Source organism: Haloglomus salinum (assembly GCF_024298825.1).
GTDB classification, from domain to species: Archaea; Halobacteriota; Halobacteria; order Halobacteriales; family Haloarculaceae; genus Haloglomus; species Haloglomus salinum.
This window is the reverse complement of sequence record NZ_CP101153.1, coordinates 3,452,816-3,472,069: the sequence shown is the minus strand read 5'-3', so window position 1 is coordinate 3,472,069 and position 19,254 is coordinate 3,452,816. Positions and strand designations below refer to the sequence as shown.

General features: G+C 68.2%; 16 protein-coding genes. 6 read left to right on the top strand and 10 right to left on the bottom strand.

The genetic code is table 11. The annotated features are described in order from the left end of the window. Nucleotides 1-25 precede the first annotated feature (25 nt). The 5 genes from NL115_RS16900 to NL115_RS16880 all read left to right on the top strand — a co-directional run bounded on the left by NL115_RS16900 (nt 26) and on the right by NL115_RS16880 (nt 4,306). Nucleotides 26-364, top strand: a complete 339-nt coding sequence (locus tag NL115_RS16900; RefSeq protein WP_254830500.1) for a DUF6684 family protein — start codon at nt 26-28, stop codon at nt 362-364. 147 nt (nt 365-511) lie between these two features. Further along, nucleotides 512-2,320 carry a cytochrome c oxidase subunit I gene (gene ctaD / locus NL115_RS16895; protein WP_254830499.1) on the top strand — a complete coding sequence of 603 codons (1,809 nt, stop codon included), beginning with the start codon at nt 512-514 and terminating at the stop codon, nt 2,318-2,320. A gap of 124 nt (nt 2,321-2,444) precedes the next feature. Then, a complete protein-coding gene (locus NL115_RS16890; RefSeq protein WP_254830498.1) occupies nt 2,445-3,218 on the top strand; it encodes a class I SAM-dependent methyltransferase in 774 nt (257 codons plus the stop codon). 238 nt (nt 3,219-3,456) lie between these two features. Then, on the top strand, nt 3,457-3,804 hold the full coding sequence (locus NL115_RS16885) for a DUF7520 family protein (RefSeq protein ID WP_254830497.1): 348 nt from the start codon (nt 3,457-3,459) through the stop codon (nt 3,802-3,804). A gap of 91 nt (nt 3,805-3,895) precedes the next feature. Continuing rightward, a complete protein-coding gene (locus tag NL115_RS16880; RefSeq protein ID WP_254830496.1) occupies nt 3,896-4,306 on the top strand; it encodes a universal stress protein in 411 nt (136 codons plus the stop codon). A gap of 5 nt (nt 4,307-4,311) precedes the next feature. Here NL115_RS16880 and NL115_RS16875 read toward each other — a convergent pair whose 3' ends face one another. Further along, entirely contained in the window at nt 4,312-5,928 is a 1,617-nt protein-coding gene (locus NL115_RS16875; RefSeq protein WP_254830495.1) for a long-chain-fatty-acid--CoA ligase, read from the bottom strand. A gap of 98 nt (nt 5,929-6,026) precedes the next feature. On the opposite strand from NL115_RS16875, the gene NL115_RS16870 reads away from it, so the two are divergent. Beyond that, nucleotides 6,027-6,863: a DUF7537 family lipoprotein gene (locus NL115_RS16870; RefSeq protein WP_254830494.1), complete on the top strand. Its 837-nt coding sequence runs from the start codon at nt 6,027-6,029 to the stop codon at nt 6,861-6,863. On the opposite strand, the gene NL115_RS16865 is transcribed toward NL115_RS16870, so the two are convergent. The 9 genes from NL115_RS16865 to NL115_RS16825 form a co-directional block, all read right to left on the bottom strand. Next, entirely contained in the window at nt 6,857-7,591 is a 735-nt protein-coding gene (locus tag NL115_RS16865; protein ID WP_254830493.1) for a thioredoxin family protein, read from the bottom strand. The two genes, NL115_RS16870 and NL115_RS16865, sit on opposite strands and share 7 nt — an antisense overlap. 2 nt (nt 7,592-7,593) lie before the next feature. Then, nucleotides 7,594-8,337, bottom strand: coding sequence for an ABC transporter ATP-binding protein (locus tag NL115_RS16860; RefSeq protein ID WP_254830492.1), 744 nt, complete (start codon nt 8,335-8,337; stop codon nt 7,594-7,596). Then, on the bottom strand, nt 8,334-9,092 hold the full coding sequence (locus tag NL115_RS16855; RefSeq protein WP_254822087.1) for an ABC transporter ATP-binding protein: 759 nt from the start codon (nt 9,090-9,092) through the stop codon (nt 8,334-8,336). The genes NL115_RS16860 and NL115_RS16855 overlap by 4 nt, the downstream gene beginning before the upstream one ends. Further along, nucleotides 9,089-10,303 carry a branched-chain amino acid ABC transporter permease gene (locus NL115_RS16850; RefSeq protein WP_254830491.1) on the bottom strand — a complete coding sequence of 405 codons (1,215 nt, stop codon included), beginning with the start codon at nt 10,301-10,303 and terminating at the stop codon, nt 9,089-9,091. Before NL115_RS16850 ends, NL115_RS16855 begins: the two co-directional genes overlap by 4 nt. Next, a complete protein-coding gene (locus tag NL115_RS16845) occupies nt 10,300-11,250 on the bottom strand; it encodes a branched-chain amino acid ABC transporter permease (protein WP_254822085.1) in 951 nt (316 codons plus the stop codon). The genes NL115_RS16850 and NL115_RS16845 overlap by 4 nt, the downstream gene beginning before the upstream one ends. 60 nt (nt 11,251-11,310) lie before the next feature. Continuing rightward, complete coding sequence (locus NL115_RS16840; protein ID WP_254833104.1) at nt 11,311-12,624, bottom strand: substrate-binding protein; 1,314 nt, start codon at nt 12,622-12,624, stop codon at nt 11,311-11,313. Nucleotides 12,625-12,865: 241 nt separating this feature from the next. Then, nucleotides 12,866-14,863, bottom strand: a complete 1,998-nt coding sequence (gene acs, locus NL115_RS16835) for an acetate--CoA ligase (RefSeq protein ID WP_254830490.1) — start codon at nt 14,861-14,863, stop codon at nt 12,866-12,868. 41 nt (nt 14,864-14,904) lie between these two features. Continuing rightward, nucleotides 14,905-17,049, bottom strand: coding sequence for a bacterio-opsin activator domain-containing protein (locus tag NL115_RS16830; protein WP_254830489.1), 2,145 nt, complete (start codon nt 17,047-17,049; stop codon nt 14,905-14,907). A gap of 219 nt (nt 17,050-17,268) precedes the next feature. Further along, a complete protein-coding gene (locus tag NL115_RS16825) occupies nt 17,269-19,224 on the bottom strand; it encodes an AMP-binding protein (protein ID WP_254830488.1) in 1,956 nt (651 codons plus the stop codon). Nucleotides 19,225-19,254 lie beyond the last annotated feature (30 nt).

The following is a 19,254-nucleotide window of genomic DNA, read 5'->3' as shown; positions in this document are numbered from 1 at the left end:
AGTTCGTCCCCGGGAACCCACCAGTATGGCAAGCGAATCGGAGGCGAAGACGTTCGACCGCGAGACCCTGCTCGACCTCGTGGTCAACGCCATCCCGCTCGGCATGATCCTCTTCTTCGTGGTCGTGTTCGTGCTGATAAACCCGTTCGGTTCGAGTCCGGTCAACACCGCCATCCAGCTCAGTCTCCTCATCGTCCCGTTCGTCGCTCTGGCGTTCCTGACGTACGTCTCCGGGAAGGCCGTCTCCGAGGCGGAGCAGGAGCTGGAGGAGCAGGGCCTCGAACTGAGCGAGGAGGCGGGCGCGAACGAGGAGGCGAATCCCGAGACGCCGGCGGACGAGGCACACGACGAATCGCACGCCTGATATCAGCCCCGCGGTCACCTCCCTCGACAGCCGGGCCCGTTCGAACCGCCGCTGCCGCCCCCGAGCTGGGAGTACGGAATCGCGAGACGGCGTGCACGTCGCGTCGGGAACGCAACCTTTCTAACGACGCAGTCCTCACCGTTGACCATGGCAGGAGAACAGCTCGCGCTGACCGTCCTCATGGGGGTCCTGCTGGTCGCGGTGGCCGGCTTCCTCGCCCGCATGGAGGACTGGCGCTCGTACACCCCGCTCGGGGGAGCGAGTACGATCAGCGGTTCGGGCTACGGCGGCGGGCACGCGGAGAAACCCGCAGGCATCGTTCGATGGTTCACCACCGTCGACCACAAGGACATCGGCATCCTCTACGGCATCTACGCGCTCATCGCGTTCTTCTGGGGCGGGGCGGCCGTCCTCCTGATGCGTGCCGAGCTGGCGGCGCCGGGCTTCGACATCATGCAGGCCCAGTTCTACAACAGCCTGCTGACGAGTCACGGCATCACGATGCTGTTCCTGTTCGGGACGCCGATCATCGCGGCGTTCTCGAACTACTTCATCCCGCTGCTCATCGGGGCCGACGACATGGCGTTCCCCCGCATCAACGCCATCGCGTTCTGGTTGCTCCCCCCGGGCGCCATCCTCATCTGGGCCGGGTTCTTCACCGCCCCGCTCGGTATCGGCATCGACCCGGCACAGACCTCGTGGACGATGTACACGCCGCTGTCGGCCGAGCAGGCCAACGCCGGCGTGGACCTGATGCTGCTGGGCCTCCACCTGACGGGGGTCTCGGCGACGATGGGCGCGATCAACTTCATCGCGACCATCTTCACCGAGCGCGGCGACGACGTGAACTGGGCCAACCTGGACATCTTCAGCTGGACGATACTCACCCAGTCCGCGCTCATCCTGTTCGCGTTCCCGCTGCTCGGGAGTGCGCTCATCATGCTGCTGCTGGACCGGAACTTCGCGACGACGTTCTTCGCGGTCGAGGGCGGGTCGCCCATCCTCTGGCAGCACCTGTTCTGGTTCTTCGGCCACCCCGAGGTGTACATCCTCGTCCTGCCCCCGATGGGGCTGGTCTCGTGGATCCTGCCGAAGTTCTCGGGCCGGAAGCTGTTCGGCTTCAAGTTCGTCGTCTACTCGACGCTCGCCATCGGGGTCCTGAGCTTCGGCGTCTGGGCCCACCACATGTTCAGCACGGGCATCGACCCGCGCATCCGGGCGTCGTTCATGGCGGTCTCGCTGGCAATCGCGATACCATCCGCGGTCAAGACCTTCAACTGGATTACCACGATGTGGAACGGCAAACTGCGCCTCACCGCGCCGATGCTGTTCTGCATCGGGTTCATCAGCAACTTCGTCATCGGTGGTATCACGGGAGTCTTCCTGGCTGCCGTCCCCGTCGACCTCATCCTGCACGACACCTACTACGTCGTCGGACACTTCCACTACGTCGTGATGGGGATGATCGCCTTCGCCGGTATGGGCGCGCTCTACTACTGGTTCCCCATCGTCACGGGCCGGATGTACCAGCGCAAGCTGGCGAAGATCCACTTCTGGCTCTCGATGATCGGCACCAACATCACGTTCTTCGCGTTCCTGGTGCTGGGCTACCTCGGCATGCCACGCCGGTACGCCACCTACCAGTTCGACGGCGCCATCGCGCCGCTCGCGCAGGTGACGACGCTCCACCAGATCTCGACGGTGGGCGCGTTCCTCATCGGCATCGGCCAGCTCGTCTGGGCCTGGAACATGGTCCAGTCCTGGTACGAGGGTCCCGAGGTCGAGGACGCCGACCCGTGGAACCTCAAGGACGACGGCATGTTCGGCCGCGAGTTCCAGTGGTTCGAGGCGCAGAAACTGGCCGCGGACGGTGGCGACGATGAGGTCGCCGCCGACGGCGGTGAGGTCAAGACCGACGGTGGGCACCGGAAGGCCGTCCGCCGCGTCGACGAGTAGTCCGGTTCCGCTGTTCTCTCCGCGGTTCCCGTTCGTTCACAGGCTCCTCGACTCCCGACCGGCTACCCCGTGGGCCGCCAGGCGGAGAGATACCGTTAAGACGACAACGGACACGCTCCCTGGCGTGCGAGACCCTCCAGCCGAGAACCAGCGACTCTGGAACGAGTGGAGCGACGACTTCCAGGCGCTCTGGAACGCCGACACCGACGAGAGCCTCCCGCCGGCACCCTGCCCGTTCACCGACGACCCGCCCGGCGGCGAACAGCCGGCCCTCCTGCCGTCGGTCGAGGACATCGACTTCATCGAACTGGGCTGTGGCGGCGGTCAGGCGACCGTCGGGACCGCGGCCGCGGGCGCCACCCGAGCGGTGGGCGTGGACTTCTCGGGTGGGCAACTCCACCATGCGCGACCGCTGCGCGACCACTACGGCGTCGAGGCCGAGTTCGTCCAGGGTGACGTGACCGACGTGCCGCTGGCCGACGCCTCGTTCGATGCCGCCTTCTCGGGCTGGGTCCTCCAGATGGTCGATGACCTCGATGCCTACTTCGCAGAGGCCCGGCGCGTCCTCCGGGACGACGGGGTCCTCGTGTTCGACCTGCCCCACCCCTTCTACGAACTGTTCGACCCCGATTCCGGGACGCTGGAGCGGAGCTACCACGGCGACGCGCGCCGGACGATCCCCATCAGCGAGGAGTACGAGTCGGACCTGGTCGTCTTCGACCGGACGGTCGGCGAACTGCACGACGCGGCCGTCCGCGGGGGATTCGAGGTCCGGCGGATACTCGAACCCGGCAGCGATGACCCCGAGGACTACGACGAGGACCCGCTCCCCAGCAACCAGCGCGAACTGATGGCGAAGGTGCCGCGGAACCTCCGCTTCTGGGCTGTCGTGCGGTAATCAGTTCCTCCAGATGAGTTATCGAGGAGAGTATCGTATACTATCCCAGATCGGCAGATAACTGCAGCAGTTTTGATTCTCTATGCCCCACTCGACGTGAGCACCAGCACGATACCCGTGACGAACATCAGCAGCGCCGTCCCGCCCAGTATCGTGAGCAGGAGGTCCTTCTCTTCCATACGTGGAGTTGGCACAGCGAGGACAAAAGCCCTATCCTCGGCAGGCGCCCAGTTCGTGTATGACCGACGGTCCCGAGGGCGACGCCGGCGCAGGCAACCGCGAGGGCGCCGTGCCCGGCGACGAGGTGTGGGACGAGGCCGACGACGAGGTCTCGACGCTCGGCGGGAAGCGGCTCATCCTCCTCCTGTACGCCGTCGTCGTGAGCATCGCGGGCCTCACCGGCTTCCTCATCGGCGCGCTGGGCATCCGTGGCCTCCGGCCCGTCACCTTCCTCGGGCTCGTGACGTTCCAGCCGACGGCGACCGGGCTCGCGGCCTACGGGATGCTGACGATGGGGCTGGGCCTGGGCGTGATGCTGGCGCTCGTCGTCTACGTCTCGAACGAGTACGTGGACGAGGAGGCCTGAACCTGCGGGCGCAACCCGATGGACGACAGCGGGGGCCCGGAGATCGCCGGTTGTCGGAAGGGACTTACTCCAGTGTCCACTCCAGGCCTGTATGTATCACGTCGTCGTGCCCGTCGCACCGGACGACGCCCAGGTCGTCACGAAGGTGTCGACCGTGGCTGGGCTCCCCGGAGCGACCGAGGCGGTGCGGGTGACTCTGGTCCACGTCGCCGACCCGGGGACGGACGTGACGGCGGTTCCAGCGGTGGCGGACGCGATAGACCGGTTCGCGGCCGCGGAAATCGCCGTCGAGGCGGTCCGTGTCGAGGGACGACCCACCGAGGCCGTCCTCCGGGTGGCCCAGGAGCGGGCAGCCGACTGCATCTGTGTGGCGGGCCGAGAACGGTCACCCGCCGGCAAGCGCCAGCTACACCCCGCAGCCGAACGCATTCTGCTCAATGCCGACTGTCCGGTACTGGTGACGGGTGAGGAAGCGGGTGACGCGGCCGCCGACCACGTCTGACTGCGCTACCCCTGTCCGACCATCCGGTCCTCCTCCTCCCACTCGCGCTCGCGGAGCTCGTACTTCTGGACCTTCCCGGTGGCCGTCGTCGGCAGTTCGTCGACGAACTCCACCTTGCGGACGCGTTTGTAGGAGGCGAGTTGCTCCTTCGTGAACGACTTCAGCTCGTCGGCGGTGACGCCGGGGTCGTCGGGGTCACCGTTCGTCGGGACGACGAACGCCTTGACCGTCTCGCCGTACTTGTCCGACGGCGCCGGAATGACGGCGGCCTCCGAGACCGCGGAGTGGTCGTAGAGGGCGTCCTCGACCTCGATGGAAGAGATGTTCTCCCCGCCAGAGATGATGAGGTCCTTCTTGCGGTCCTGGATAGCGACCATCCCGTGCTCGTCCACGGTGGCGAGGTCCCCGGTGTGGAAGTAGCCCTCGATGCGGGCGTTGAACGCTTCCTCGGTCGCCTCGGGCTTGTTCCAGTACTTCTCCATCACCTGATTGCCGCGCACGACGACCTCGCCGATGGACTGGTCGTCCTGTGCCACGTCGTTCCCGTCGTCGTCGACGACGCGGACCTCGGTACCGAGGTAGCCCAGGCCCTGTCGTTTCTTGATGGAAAAGCGGTCGCTGGAGTCGTCGTCGAACAGCCGGCGCGCGTCACTGGTGGTGATGAGCGGCCCCGTCTCCGTCAGCCCGTAGACGTGCATCATGTACCAGCCGAACTCGTCCTCGATGGTGCGGATGGTTGCCTCCGGCGGGGCGCTCCCGGCGGTCGCACACCGGACGTCGTTGTCGCCGACGGTCACCACGTCGTTGGCGTCGTAGTAGTCCAGCAGCATGTTCAGTACCGTCGGCGCGGCACACATGTACGAGACGTCCTCGTTGCGGACGGTCTCGAATATCTCCTGGGCGTCGATACCACGGGTACAGACGTGGCGTGCCCCGGCACCCGTGATGGCGAAGATATGCCCCCAGCCGTTGGCGTGGAACATCGGTAACGTCCACAGGTAGACATCGTCGTCCGAGATGTCCTGATGGTTGCTGATGAGGTACGCGTGGATGGTCTCGGTGCGGTGGGTCCGCGAGACACCCTTCGGGTCGCCGGTCGTCCCGGAGGTGTAGTTGATGGTGCAGATCTCGTCCTCCTCCATCTCGGGACGCTCGTAGTCCTCGGCGCCCAGCCCGTCGATGACGGCATCGAAGGACTCCCAGTCACCCTCGACGGCGTCCGGGTCGTTCGTGATGAACGTCTCGGTGGGGACCTCGTCGCGGACCTGCTGGATCTTGTCCGCGTAGTCGTAGTCGGCGTAGATGGCGTCCACGCCGGCGTCGTTGAGGATGTACTCGTAGTCGTTCGGCGTCAGCCGGTAGTTCAGCGGCGTGTGGATGCCCCCGGCCTGGAAGATACCGTACGCGGCCTCCAGGTGGTAGTGCGTGTTGGGGTCCAGCACCGCCACACGGTCACCGTGCTCGATACCTCGCTCCTGAAGTACGGCGGCGAACCCGTCGGCACGCGCGCCCAGCTCGTCGTAGGTATAGCGCGTGCCGTCGGTCGCCAGCACCGCCTCGTGGTCGCCGTAGTGCCGTCGTGCCCGGTCGAGGAACTCGGTCACCAGCAGTGGCTTTCGCATAACACCACCGTCTGGGACCGGATAGAATTTAATAATGCCCCCTAGACCGCTCCCCCCTCGCCACGGGGGTTTAGACGGTGGCGCTCCAAGCGAGGACGATGCGCTCGGTGGTGGCAGTTGCCTGTGCCGTACTGCTCGTGCTCGCGGGATGCAGTGGGTTCGTCGGCTCCGGCGACTCCACCCCGAGCGAGACGTTCACGCCGGCCCCTGTCCCGGCGGACCGGGCCACGCTCGCGCCGGGCCTCGACGCCGACGGGGTCACGGCCCCCCGCCGACTCGGCAACGCCCACGGGCGGGTGCTGGACGAGCGGAGCTACCGGCTGGTCGCGAACCACACCGTCAGGTATCCGAACGGAACCGCCCGCTCGGTCCTTCGGGTCGACATCCGGCTGGACGCCGAGCGTCGGTATCTGACGACCGTGCGGGCCGGTGGGCATGCCGGGCCCGGGCTGCTGGGCCAGCCACCCGCCCGCGGGACGTTCTGGAGCAACGGGAGCGTCTACGCGGTCGCACTCACGCGGGACAACGGGACCACGTACAACCGCTTCCAGCCGCCGGACGGCTACGCCGGCACCTGGCCCTACTGGATTCGGGGGGTCGCGCTGGAGGGCGCGCCGGGCGAGGATACCACACGACTGTTCGCAGCGATCGACGTCACCGTGGTCGAGCGGACGACGGTGAACGGAACGGCCCGCTACATCCTGCGCGGCCGCGAGGCCCAGCCCGGTGAACTCCCCGTTCCGGGCGGACTGACCGACCCACGGAACGCGACCGTGCGTGCGGTCGTCCGGGACGACGGGCTGGTCGAGCGGTATCGGGTCCGGTACACCGCGAACGCCTCGACCGGGCCGGTGACGGTCGTACGTGCGGTCCGGTACGAAGGGGTCGGTGCGACGACGGTCGAGCGGCCGTCGTGGTTCGCCAGCACTCAGTAGTGCTCGGCGAACGCCTCGGCGAAGCGGTCGGGGCCGTAGTAGCCAGCCAGCCGCCCGACCACCTCGCCGTCGCGGACGAACAGCGACGTGGGAGCCGTATCGACCTCGTGAGCTCGCAGGAAGTCGTGGTGTTCGGGGCCGTCGATGCCCGCGAACGCGGTGCCCTCGGGCGCCGACTCGACGATATCGTCGAGGTCGTCCCGAAGCGCCCGACAGGGGTCACAGCCGCGCTTCATCACGACCACGACCGCGTCCCGGCCGGCGAGCCACGCGTCGGCGTCGTCGCCGAGTTCGTGGAGCATCGCCGGCACGGGCGAGGACGGCCCGGCCGCGTGGACCATCCCGACCGCCTGCTGGAGCTCCGTCGCCGTCGCGCCGTCGAGGTGTGACCGCAGCGACAGCAGCGTACACAGTTCCTCTCGCGTGATACCCAGTTCGGCGGCCTGTTCGGCCGCCGTCTCGGGTTCCATCCCGAACAGTTCACCGAGCGTCGCGTGGAACTCCTCGTCGCTGGCGTCACCGTAGGTCGCCCGATAGATGTCGCGGGTATCCTCGAACTCGGTCGTGACACCGACACCCGCGTCGTCCTCCACGAGCACGTCCGCCGCGAGGAGCGCGTCGAACAGCGCTTCCTCGTCGCGGGGAGCATCCGCCGGGGGGTCCGGCTGGTCATCGCCGCTCGTCGGCGCGTCCGCGTCCGCATCCGAATCGGCAGTGGAGTCGCCCACTGTCACACCCCCAGGTACCGCTGGCGGGTCTCCTCGTCGTCCTGGAGTTCCTCGCCGGTCCCCTCGAACACCACCTCGCCCTGGTCGATGACGTAGGCGCGGTCGGAGATGTTCGTGGCGGCGATGGCGTTCTGCTCGACCAGCAGGATGGTGGTGCCGTCCTCGCGGATACGCTCGACGGCCTGCTCGACGGTCTCGATGATCTGCGGGGCGAGCCCCTCGTAGGGCTCGTCCAGCAGGAGCAGGTCCGTCGGCTGGCGGAGCGCGCGGGCGATGGCGAGCATCTGCTGCTCGCCGCCCGAGAGTGTCCCAGCGCGCTGCTGGCGGCGCTCGTCGAGTCGGGGGAAGTACTCGTACACCTCCTCCATGCTCATCCCCTCACGGGTGGTCGCGACCGACCGGCCGAAGCGGTTGGTCGAGGAGCGCGCGACCTCCGGGAGTCTGAGGTTCTCGACGACGCTGAGGTCGGAGAACACGCGGCGCTCCTCCGGAACGAGGGAGATGCCGCGGGCCGCGATATCCTCGGGTGGGTCGCCCGTCACGTCGGTCCCCTGGAAGGAGACCGTCCCGTCCTGAACAGTGGGCGGGGTGGCGCCCGCGACGGAGCGGAGCGTGGTGGTCTTGCCCGCGCCGTTCCGCCCGAGGAGCGCACATATCTCGCCCTCCTCGACGGACATCGACAGGTCCCGGAGGATGTGGCTCTCGTCGTAGTAGGCGTCCACGTCCTCGAGTTCGAGCAGGCTCATGCCTCGACACCTCCGAGGTACGCGTCCTGCACGTCCTCGTCCTCGCGGATCTCCTCCGGGGTCCCCTCCGCGATGACGCTCCCCCGGTTCAGGACGATGATGCGGTCGGAGATGTCGAAGACGATCTCCATGTCGTGCTCGACGAGGAGGTAGGTGAGCGAGCGCTCCTGCTTGACCTCCTCGATGAGGTCGACCGTCGCCTTCGTCTCCTCCGGGGACATGCCGGCGGTCGGCTCGTCCATCAGGAGGAGGTCGGGCTCGGCGGCCAGCGCGATACCGATCTCGAGGCGGCGTTTGTCACCGTACGGCAGGTCGCTGGCGGTGGTGTCGCGCTGCCCCCAGAGGCCGACGTCCTGGAGCGTGGTCCGCGCGATGCGGTCGATCTCCGGGTAGGAGTCGAGCCGCTTCAGGAAGTTGAAGCCGAAGGCCCCGTGGTCGGCGCCCAGCGCGGCGATGCGGGCGTTGTCGAGCACGGAGAGGTCGGGGAAGATAGAGGCCTGCTGGAACGACTTCGAGACGCCAGCCTGCACGACCTCGTGTGGCTCCTTCTGCACGATGGACTCGCCCTTGAACCGGATGTCCCCCTCTGTGGGGTCCAGCCGGCGGGTGACGAGGTTGATGAAGGTCGACTTGCCGGCGCCGTTCGGCCCGATGAGGCTGACGCGCTCGTCGGGCTCGATGGACACGTCGACGTGGTCGGTGGCGGTGACGCCGCCGAACCGCTTGACGAGTCCCTGGGTCTCGAGGAGGCTCACTGGCCGTCACCTCCGTCGGAACTGGAGTCCGCCGGGGCTCGGGCCCCGGGCTCACCGCCGTCGGTCGCCGCTTCGGGCTCGGACCCACCACCGCCGATGAGGTCGGTGATGAGGTCCCGGAGCGCCCGGATGCCGCCCCAGATACCGCCCGGGAACAGCCACACGACGACGACGAACAGCAGCCCCAGCATGACGTGCCAGAGCGTACCGACGAACGTCTCCAGGATGTTCGACATGTAGAGGTAGACCCCCGCGCCGAGGAAAGCACCGAACAGGGTGCCGACCCCGCCGAGGATGCTCATGATGACGACGTCGCCGGAGACGATCCAGTAGAAGGCGCTCGCGGAGGCGGCGCCGTTGTAGATGGTGTGGAGCGCGCCCGCGAAGCCGGCGAACGCGCCCGACAGGACGAACGCCATGAGCTTGTAGCGCCAGACGTTCAGACCGACGAACTCCGCACGCTGCTCGTTCTCGCGGATGGCCTTGAAGATGAGACCGTACGGCGAGTTGAGCACCCGGTAGGCGACGGCCACCGAGATGACGACGAAGATGCCGACGATGAGGTAGAGCCACGAGGGGATGAAGCCCAGCGGCGTCAGAACCGGGACGCCCGCGTTCAGCGGGATGACCCCGAACAGGTCACCGATGGTGAGCAACAGTCCGTCCTCCCCGCCCGTGATGGGGCCGGCGGGACCGAAGATGGTGAAGTAGATCATCTGTCCGAACGCCAGCGTCAGGATGGCGAAGTAGATGCCACCGCGCCGGAGGGACAGGAAGCCGATGAGCCACGCCAGCAGCACGCCGACGATGGTGCCGACGACGACCAGTACCAGCGGCAGGTTCATGCCGGCGTACTCCACGAGGAGGCCGGCGGCCATCCCGCCGGCACCCCAGAAGGCGGCGTGTCCGAACGACAGCAGTCCGGTGAAGCCGTGGAGCAGGTCGTACCCCATCGCGAAGATGCCCCAGATGAGGATGAGCGTCGTCAGTCCGGCGTACCCCTGGATGATGTCGCTGATGACGGGCGCCTCCGCGAACAGGAACGGGAACAGCAGCACGGCCAGCGCGGTGAGGCCGATGATACGGCCCTCGTCACCGCCGAGACCGGGCACCCGAGAGGTGGCCTGCTCCGTCTCGTTCGCGGACGCGGCATCCTCGCCGGTGGCGGGCGCGGCCCCTCCATCCGTACGCAGTTCGTAATCCTCGCTCATGCGGTATCCACCTCCTCACCGAGCAGGCCCTCCGGTCGGACCAGCAGGATGATCGCGGCGATGGCGTAGATGCCGACCTGCGACCAGGGGGCGAGGTTGTAGGTCCCGATCTGCGTCTGGATGAGCGCCGCCTGCGTGATGCCGAGGATGGTGCCGGCGGCCACGGCCCCGCGGATGGAGCCGACGCCACCGATGACGACCGTGACGAACGCCGGGACGAGGATGTCGGTCCCGGCGGTCGGGTTGATGGGCGAGAGCGGCCCGGCGACGAGCCCGGCCACCCCCGCGAGCGCGGCGCCGATACCGAAGACGATGATGTACGGGCGCGAGAGTTTGATGCCCAGCAGCCGGACCATCTCGTCGTCCATCGTGCCCGCGCGGACGACGAGCCCGAAGTCGGTGTACTCGACGAGCGCGTAGACGATACCGACCAGCAACGCGGTGATGAGGATGATGTAGATGCGCCACTCAGAGATGGCCACGCCCGGAATCGGGACCGAGCCAGAGGCCCACGTGGGCTGGTTGACCGGCTGGCTGGTCGAGCCCAGCGAGACCCGGAGGATCTCCTGGACGATGATGGCCAGCCCGAACGTGACCAGTATCTGGTCGGTGTCGGGTCTGTCGTAGAACGCCCTCGCGATGAAGCGTTCGAACAGCAACCCGAGGACGAACACGACCAGGGCGACCACTATCATCCCGACGATGAACCCCATCCCCAGTCCGAGGTCGCTGAATCCGGCCTCGGCGAGGTAGCCCTCGGAGACGACGAGTCCCTGTGCGACGTACAACCCGACGTAGGCGCCGATTATGTACAGGGCGCCGTGGGCGAAGTTGACGAACTCGAGGGTCCCGAGGATGATCGACAGACCGACCGCGAGGAGGATGTAGATGGCCCCCTGCTGAAGCCCGTTGAGCAGAATCGATATCAGGTCGGCCACGAGGCTCACGATACCACCTCCGCAGAACGAAGTACGTCGGGGAACATAGTGATTGGATTGAGAGCGTCGTTACTCGTACGGCCCGAGCTCGCACTGCGCCGCGGGACCGGTGTCACACCCGTACGTGACCTGGCTCGCCTCGGTGGTGTTCACGATCTCGAAGTAGTTACCCGTCTCAATCTGGTCGGCCGGCAGCCCGCGGACGACCGGCACCGCGCGCTGGGCCTGGTGGTCGCACTTGCGCATCGTCTCCTCGCCCATGCCGATGTTGCTGTAGGAGTAATCCTCCAGCTCCTTGATGACGTCCGGCGGGTAGAAGCTCCCCGCGCGTTCGACGGCGGCGGCGTACTGGAGCGTCTGGGCGTAGGCCAGCTGGGCCGGGCCCGAGGGGATGCGGTCGTACTCCTCCTGGAACGCCGACGTGAACTCGTTCGAGGGCGTGTTGTCGATGGCGGAGTCCCAGGCGACCGTGCCGAAGACGCCCGAAATCGCGTCGCCCGCGGCCTCGGCCATCGGCCGGTTGTACAGCGGGACGACGATGTCCATCTCCTCGTCGACGCCGGCGTCGACCGCCTGCCGGACCGACTTCGCACCGTCCAGCCCGTAGTGGTTCAGCAGGAGCACGTCGGCGCCCGAGGACTGGGCGTCCGAGAGGTACGACGAGTAGTCCGAGGTGCCCAGCGGCGTGGCGACGGAGTTGACCTCCGACCAGCCCGGCCCCTCCGAGAGGAACTGGCGCATCGACTCCTCGACGGATTTGCCCCAGGTGTAGTCGGCGTACAGCTGGTAGAACTCCAGGTCCTCACCGTACTCCTCGCCGAGGACGGGCGCGAGCGCCTTCGCCGTGTGGTAGGCGTTGAACATCTCGCGGAACCCGTAGCGGACACAGTCCTTCCCGGTCGTATCGTTCGAGTGGGTCAGACAGGCCATGAACAGGACCTTCTGTTTCTGACACTCGTCCTGGACGTTGATGGCGACCGAGGAGGAGGACCCGCCCGAGACCATGATGGCGTTGTCCCGCTCGATGAGCTGGCGGGCGTTCTCCCGGGCCTTGCCCTTGTCCGTCTCCGTGTCCGCCTCGCTGTAGTCGATGGTCTTCCCGACGACGCCGTCCCCGGAGAGGTCGTCGAACTGGGAGTCCACCCAGCCGCCACCGTTGTTGAGGTGCTTCACCGCGAGTTCGTACGCGCGGAGTTCGTCCTGCCCCTCGGAGCCGTACGGACCCGAGAGTGGGATGTTGAACCCGAACGTAGCGGTGTCTCCCTCGATGGGGTAGTTGCCCAGCGCCTCGTTGCCGCCCCCGCCGTCGCCACCGTCGCCGCTGGTGAGGGAATCCGTACATCCTGCGAGGCCGGCGATGCCGGCCACGCCGGCAGCCTTCATCACGTCGCGCCGCGTGCGGTTGGTATTTCGTGTCACGACGATGTGTGACAAGCGACATTCCCGTATAAAGCAACAGGATAAATACGTTAACCAATGATTGACATGGTTCGAAGTCGGCCATCGTTGCCAGGGTGAACGGCCATAGAGCAGCCGAACGGAGCGCGACGAGGGGACAAAAAGGGAGGAGCTGGGCCGCGGGGACTGGCACGCGGCGTGCGGTCGGCCCGGGAGCGGCCTGGTCTCAGTCGCCGTGGACCTGGTCGCGGATGGTCTCCGGCACCGAGGGGTCGCGCAGGGTGGTCGTGTCCCCGAGGTCCTCGTTGTTGGAGATGTTCTCCAGGACGCGACGCATGATCTTGCCCGAACGTGTCTTCGGCAGGTCGCTGACGAACATCACGTTGTCCGGGCGGGCGAAGGCGCCGATCTCGTCCTCGACGGCCGCGATGATGCGGTCGCGGACCTCCTCGCCGGCCTCGACGCCGTCACGGACGACGACGTACACGTCGGGCACCTCGCCCTTCTCGGCGTGCTCGCGGGCCGCGACGGCGGCCTCGGCCACGTCCTCGACCTCGGCGACGGCCGATTCGAGCTCCATCGTGCCGAGCCGGTGCCCAGCGACGTTCATCACGTCGTCGAGGCGGCCGAGGATGCGCCAGTAGCCGTCCTGAGCCTGCACGGCACCGTCACCGGCCTTGTAGTTCCAGTCGCGCCAGTCGTCGGAGTCCGTATCGGAGAAGTCGGCCCAGTAGGTGTCGATGAACCGCTCGTCGTTGCCGTACACCGTCTGGAGCATCCCGGGCCACGGCCGCTCGATGATGAGGTTGCCGGCCTTCCCGCTCGCCGGCTCCAGCCTGTCGCCCTGGTCGTCGACGAGGGCCGGCGAGATTCCGGGTGCGGGCTTGCCGGCGCTGCCGGGCTTCATGTCCTCCAGCGCGGGCAGGTTCGTGATGAGGTGGCCGCCGGTCTCGGTCTGCCACCACGTGTCCACGATGACGGCATCCTCGTCGCCGATGTGCTGGTAGTACCAGAGCCACGCCTCGGGCTGGATGGGCTCGCCCACCGTCGTCATGTGGCGGAAGTCGAAGTCGTACCCCTCGACGTACTCCGGGCCCCACTTCATGAACATCCGCACCGCCGTCGGCGAGGTGTGGAAGATGTCCACGTCGTACCGCTCGGCGATCTCCCACATCCGGGACTTGTGTGGGTGGTCCGGCGTCCCCTCGTACATCACGCTGGTCGTCCCCAGCGCGAGCGGGCCGTAGACGATGTAGGAGTGACCCGTAATCCAGCCGATGTCAGCCGCACACCAGTAGGTGTCCTCGGGCTTGATGTCGAGGACGTACTTCGAGGTCGCGGTGACATACGAGAGGTAGCCGCCCGTGCGATGCTGGCATCCCTTCGGTTTGCCCGTGGTCCCCGACGTGTACATCAGGAAGAGCGGGTCCTCGGCGTCACGGGAGACGGGGTCGACGGTCGCTCGCTCGTTGTCCGCCAGCAGGTCCGCCATCATCGTGTAGTCGTCGGAGACATCGACGGAATCGTGGACGTCGTCGTGGCGGGTCCAGACGAGCGTCGAGGGGTCACGGTCGGCGTCCTCGTGGGCCTCGTCGGCCTTCTCGATGTGGGGCAGGAAGTCACCACGGCGGTAGTAGCCGTCGATGGTGACGACGAAGTCCGAGTCGGCCGAGTCGACGCGCTCTGCGAGTGCCTGTGCGGAGAACCCGGCGAAGACGACCGAGTGGGGCGCCCCGAGGCGCGCACAGGCGAGCATCGTGATGGGGAGCGCGGGGACCATCGGGAGGTGGATGGTGACGACGTCGTCCTCCTCGACGCCCGCGTCCTGGAGCGCGGCCGCTGTCTCGTTCACGCGGCGATAGAGGTCCTGATAGGTGATGTTCCGCTGCTCGCCGCCCTCCCCCTCCCAGAGGAGCGCTGTCTGGTTCTTCCGCTCGTCGAGGTGCCGGTCGATACAGTTGTAGGAGGCGTTGAGTTCGCCGCCGACGAACCACTCGTAGAACGGCGGATTGGAGGCGTCGAGTACCTCGTCCCAGTGTGTGTCCCAGTCGAGCAGTTCGGCGTACTGCTCGAACCCCTCGGGGAACTCACCCACCTCGTCGTGGATGGCGGGGTCCGAGGCGTTCGCCTGGCCGACGAACTCCGTCGGCGGGCGGAAGTACTCCTGCTCGTGGAGGCGTGCCTCAATCGTGGCGTCGGGGTCCGGCTCTTCCTGTTCGGACATAACGAGTCAAGCGTTCCCACCCAGCATAATAACCCGTCCCGCTAGCTATCCCAATCAGTCCCTTCCTCGGCCAGCGGCCGACTCTCCTCTTCGAACAGCGCCGTCAGGAGGCGCTGCTGCGCTCGCCGGAGGTGGTTGTGGAGGGTCGGCGAGGAGATATCCATCGAGTCGGCCAGCTCCTCGGCGGTACTCCCGCGGGGCCACTCGAAGTACCCCGCGTGGTACGCCGCCCGGAGGACCGAGCGCTGCTTGTCGGTCAGCTCGTCGTCGACGGACTCGCGGAACGCCGACGAGCTGGCGGCCGAGCGCTCGTCCTCGCGCTTCGCCAGCAGGTTCGACTCGGGGAACGCCTCGCGCAACGCCTCCAGCAGGTCCCGGACCGTGGCGTCGGGCGAGAACTCACAGACAAGCTCCGCACGCCCGTCCTCGGCCACCAGCGACCGCACGTTCCCGCCACGCTCGATGAGCGGGGTCGCCAGCGACGCAGCCGGCGCCGCCACCTCCAGCAGCGTGGCGTCCCCGCGGTCGGCGACGAGTCGTGCCTCCCCGGCCTCGCGGGCCGCCGCGAGCGCCTCCTCCGGCGTCGCGCCGGCCACCGTCACGTAGTAGAGCAGTCCGTCCTCGACCGGAACCATCCCGTCGAGTTCGATACGGCAGTCCAGGCGCGCCGACGCGGAGACGAACAGCGAGCCGGGGTCGGTACTCTCGAAAGTCAGTTCCAGCACCGTATCCGAGAGGAGGAGGTGGCGCCACTCGGCGGCGCTGAGCGCCAGGCCGACGCGCCGGCCGAGGTCCGTGACCACCTCGCGCTCGCTGTCCTCGATGGAGACCGTCTCCCTCGCGGCGAGGACCAGAACGCCGTGGACGCTCTGGGCGTGTCGCAGGGGAACCAGAACGAGCGTCGGAGTGTCCGGGGCTGGCGGGGTCGGTTCGACCGGGATGACACGCGTCGTTCCGTCCTCTGCCACCTCGCGGGCGGCGTCGACGAGCGCCGACTGGTCGGCGACGTACTCCCGGGCGACCGAGGGCTCGACACCGGCGGTGGCCAGCGGGTCCAGCCCCTGTGGCGGGGAGGGGTCGACCACCCACGCACACTCGTAGGCTTCGCCGCGCGCAAGTACCTCGGTCGTGGCCTGCAACACGCCGTCGCGCGTCGTCTCGTCGGCGAGTCGCTCACCGAGGGCCCGAACCGCCGCCGCGACCGCGTGCGACCGGCCCGTCGTCGGGTCGGCGTCGCGCTCGCGGATCTCGACCACGACACGCTCGGCGCCACCGGCACCGTCGGGCACCCGCGAGGCACGGGTCCAGCGCTCCACCGCGCCCTCCTCGGCCCGAGCGTACGGCAGGACCCCCGACCACGCGCCCTCCGTGGCGACCGTCCGCCAGTACTCGCCCGGAAGCCCGTCGTCGAGGACCAGCGACCCGAAGGGGCGACCGACGACCCCGTCGACGCGCCGCCCGGTGAGCCGCTCGAACGAGCGGTTCGCGTGGTGGATGCGACCGTTCGGCCCCAGCACCACCACGGCAGCGTCGAGTCGGTCGAGGGCGTCCCGCAGCGCGCCGGGGTCGAGCCCCCCCTGCGGCCCGGCGGGGCCGTCGTCGACGGCGACCGGCGGGCGGGCGTTCGCGAACGCGGAGACGGCCGTCTCGTGGTCCGGGTCCGAGACGGCGGTGTCGATGCTGTCGAGACGCTCCCAGCCACCAGTCGCCAGGACCGCTCCGGGCGGGACGCCCCGCTCGACGGCGTCCCGTCCGAAGAACCGCCGGAGGTCGGCGCTCGATACTCGTTCCAGCGCCGGGTCGTCGGCCGCCTCGGCCGCACGGTCGGCCACGCTCCCGACGAGCATCTGGAGGCGGCGTGGCGTCACCTCGAACACGGGGGCCCCGCCGTCGGCGTCGGGACCGACGTACGCGGTCAGCTCGGACTCCAGGTCCGTCGGGAGCGGCGCCAGCCGGGCCGTCCCGCCGCCCCCGTCCGGGACCCGGAGGGCGTGACTCACTCCGCCGTCGTGGAGTCGGGTCTCGGCGTGGCCAGCCTCCAGCCGCGTCATCTCCGTCGGCGTCAGCCCAGCCTCGCCAGCGAGCCGGAGCACGAGCCGCTCCCGGTCCGTCCCCGACGCCGCCACCAGCTTCCGATACCGGTCACGGTCGAGCCGGACGCGGTTGGCCTGCCCATCTGACGACATGGTTCGTGGTGTCACCTGATTCCGAAATAAATCCACCGGGCATTTCCCGGTTCTCGGGGACTATCGCATCGACACCGACCGGGAACCGAGCACGGGGAGCGGTGTGGCTCGGATACACCACGGGTATCTCTCCGCACGGGGGACAATACCCGGTTACTGACGGCTGTGCGTACGACCGCGGACACGACTGTTTCGGAGATATGGAGAGGTGCGAAACGGTCACTCCTCCTCCTCTCGCGTGACCGTCTCGATCTCGCCGACGACCTCGGGGTTCCGCAGCGCGCTCGTGTCGCCGTAGCCGTGGCCGCTGACGACATCGGCGAGGAGTCGGCGCATCACCTTTCCCGAGTGGGTCTTGGGGAGTTCCGGAACCACGACGATGCGGTCCGGACAGACCGCCGGCGAGACCTCCTTCCGGACCCGCGACCGGACCCGCTCGGTCAGGGCATCCGTGTCCGGATGGTTCCGCTCGCAGCTCACGTACGCCGCGATCTCGCCGGTCTCGGAGACACGGACGACACCCGCCTCCGTGACCCCGTCGAGCGAGCTGATGACCCGCTCCACGACAGCCGTTCCCACGGCCGTCTCGTCCATCTCGATGGTCTCGGCGTCCCGTCCGAGCAGGGTGACGTAGCCGTCCGCGTCGCGGGTCGCACGGTCACCGGTGACGTACCGCCACGCCTCCGGGCTGTCTGCGTCGGCACCCGCCGCGCGCGCCTCGACGGCGAGCCGCCGGCACATCCCCGGCCACGGCCGGCTGACGGCGAGGGTCCCTTCCGTACCCGCCGCGACCGGGTCGCCCGCCCCGTCCACGACATCGACGGAGAGGCCGGGCACTCCGGGCCCGGCCGACCCGGGTTGCATCTCGTCGAGGGCCGGCAGCGTCGCGACGACGATGCCGCCCGTTTCGGTCTGCCACCACGTGTCCACGACGGGCGCCTCGCCGCCGCCGAGATGTTCGCGGTACCAGTGCCACGTCGTCGGGTCGATGGGCTCGCCGACGGTGCCCAGCAGGCGGATGGAGGAGCGGTCGTACTCGTCGCTGGGTGGCGCGCCACGCTGGCGCATCGACCGGACCGCGGTGGGCGCCGTGTAGAAGACGTCGACCGACTCGCGCTCGATGCTGGTCCAGGGGTGCCCTCCGGCCTGGTGGTCGGCGGGCGACTCGTGGAGTAGCGTGGTCGTGCCGAGCGCGAGCGGGCCGTAGACACCGTAGGTGTGGCCCGTGATCCAGCCGATGTCGGCGGCACACCAGTACGTGTCCTGTGGCTTGATGTCCAGCACGGCCATCGCGGTCCAGGCGGCGTACGAGAGGTAGCCGCCGGTGGCGTGGGTCACCTGGTCGGGCTCGCCCGTCGTGCCCGACGTGTAGAGGACGAACAGCGGGTCGCCGGCCTCGCGGGCGACGGGTTCGACCGTCGCGCCCGCGAACTCGTCGCGGAGCGCCCCGTAGCCGTGGTAATCACGACCCAGATGGGGGTCGTCGTCGAGCCGCCCGACCAGCACGCCGGTCACGTCCGCATCGAGTCGGAGCCGGGCGCTGTCGGCCGTGTTGCGCTGGCCGACGGCGCTTCCGCGGCGGTAGTACCCGTCGCAGGTGACGAGGTACTCCGAATCGGCGCTCTCCATCCGGTCGGCCAGTTCGTCGGCCGAGAACCCGGCGTAGACGACGTTGTGGAGCGCCCCGAGACGGGCACACGCCAGCATCGTCACCGGCAACTCCGGCACGTTCGGCATGAACAGCGTGACCACGTTACCGGGGCCGACCCCGAGCGTACGGAGGCCGGCCGCGACCGCCTCGACCTCGTACTGGAGGTCGAGGTACGTCAGCGACTCGCGCTCGCCGGCCGCACCGATCCACCGGAGGGCGACGGCGTTCTTCCGCCCGGCCTCGACGTGCCGGTCGACACAGTTGACCGAGGGTTTCAGTGCCCCACCCTCGAACCACGTCAGCCGGTCGTCGCCCGCGGACAGGACGCTATCGTAGGGTGTGTCCCAGTCGAGGAGGTCGGCCGCCGCACGCCAGCAGCCGGGCCAGTTCGCCTCGAACCGGGCTCTGATGTCGGAATCGGAGACGTTCGCGGTCTCCACGAACCAGTCCGGTGGGCAGAGCCGGTCGGTCGAGCCACCGCTCCTCGTCGGCTGCCGGTCCGCTTCCGGGTCGCCCCTAGACATGGGATACCAATCGCCACTCTCGGGACCGAG

Coding starts and splice junctions, on each gene's coding strand:
- NL115_RS16900 (WP_254830500.1), top strand. CDS start 26: ATGGCAAGCGAATCGGAGGCGAAGACGTTCGACCGCGAGACCCTGCTC.
- ctaD (WP_254830499.1), top strand. CDS start 512: ATGGCAGGAGAACAGCTCGCGCTGACCGTCCTCATGGGGGTCCTGCTG.
- NL115_RS16885 (WP_254830497.1), top strand. CDS start 3,457: ATGACCGACGGTCCCGAGGGCGACGCCGGCGCAGGCAACCGCGAGGGC.
- NL115_RS16880 (WP_254830496.1), top strand. CDS start 3,896: ATGTATCACGTCGTCGTGCCCGTCGCACCGGACGACGCCCAGGTCGTC.
- NL115_RS16875 (WP_254830495.1), bottom strand. CDS start 5,928: ATGCGAAAGCCACTGCTGGTGACCGAGTTCCTCGACCGGGCACGACGG.
- NL115_RS16870 (WP_254830494.1), top strand. CDS start 6,027: ATGCGCTCGGTGGTGGCAGTTGCCTGTGCCGTACTGCTCGTGCTCGCG.
- NL115_RS16860 (WP_254830492.1), bottom strand. CDS start 8,337: ATGAGCCTGCTCGAACTCGAGGACGTGGACGCCTACTACGACGAGAGC.
- NL115_RS16850 (WP_254830491.1), bottom strand. CDS start 10,303: ATGAGCGAGGATTACGAACTGCGTACGGATGGAGGGGCCGCGCCCGCC.
- NL115_RS16840 (WP_254833104.1), bottom strand. CDS start 12,624: ATGAAGGCTGCCGGCGTGGCCGGCATCGCCGGCCTCGCAGGATGTACG.
- acs (WP_254830490.1), bottom strand. CDS start 14,863: ATGTCCGAACAGGAAGAGCCGGACCCCGACGCCACGATTGAGGCACGC.
- NL115_RS16830 (WP_254830489.1), bottom strand. CDS start 17,049: ATGTCGTCAGATGGGCAGGCCAACCGCGTCCGGCTCGACCGTGACCGG.
- NL115_RS16825 (WP_254830488.1), bottom strand. CDS start 19,224: ATGTCTAGGGGCGACCCGGAAGCGGACCGGCAGCCGACGAGGAGCGGT.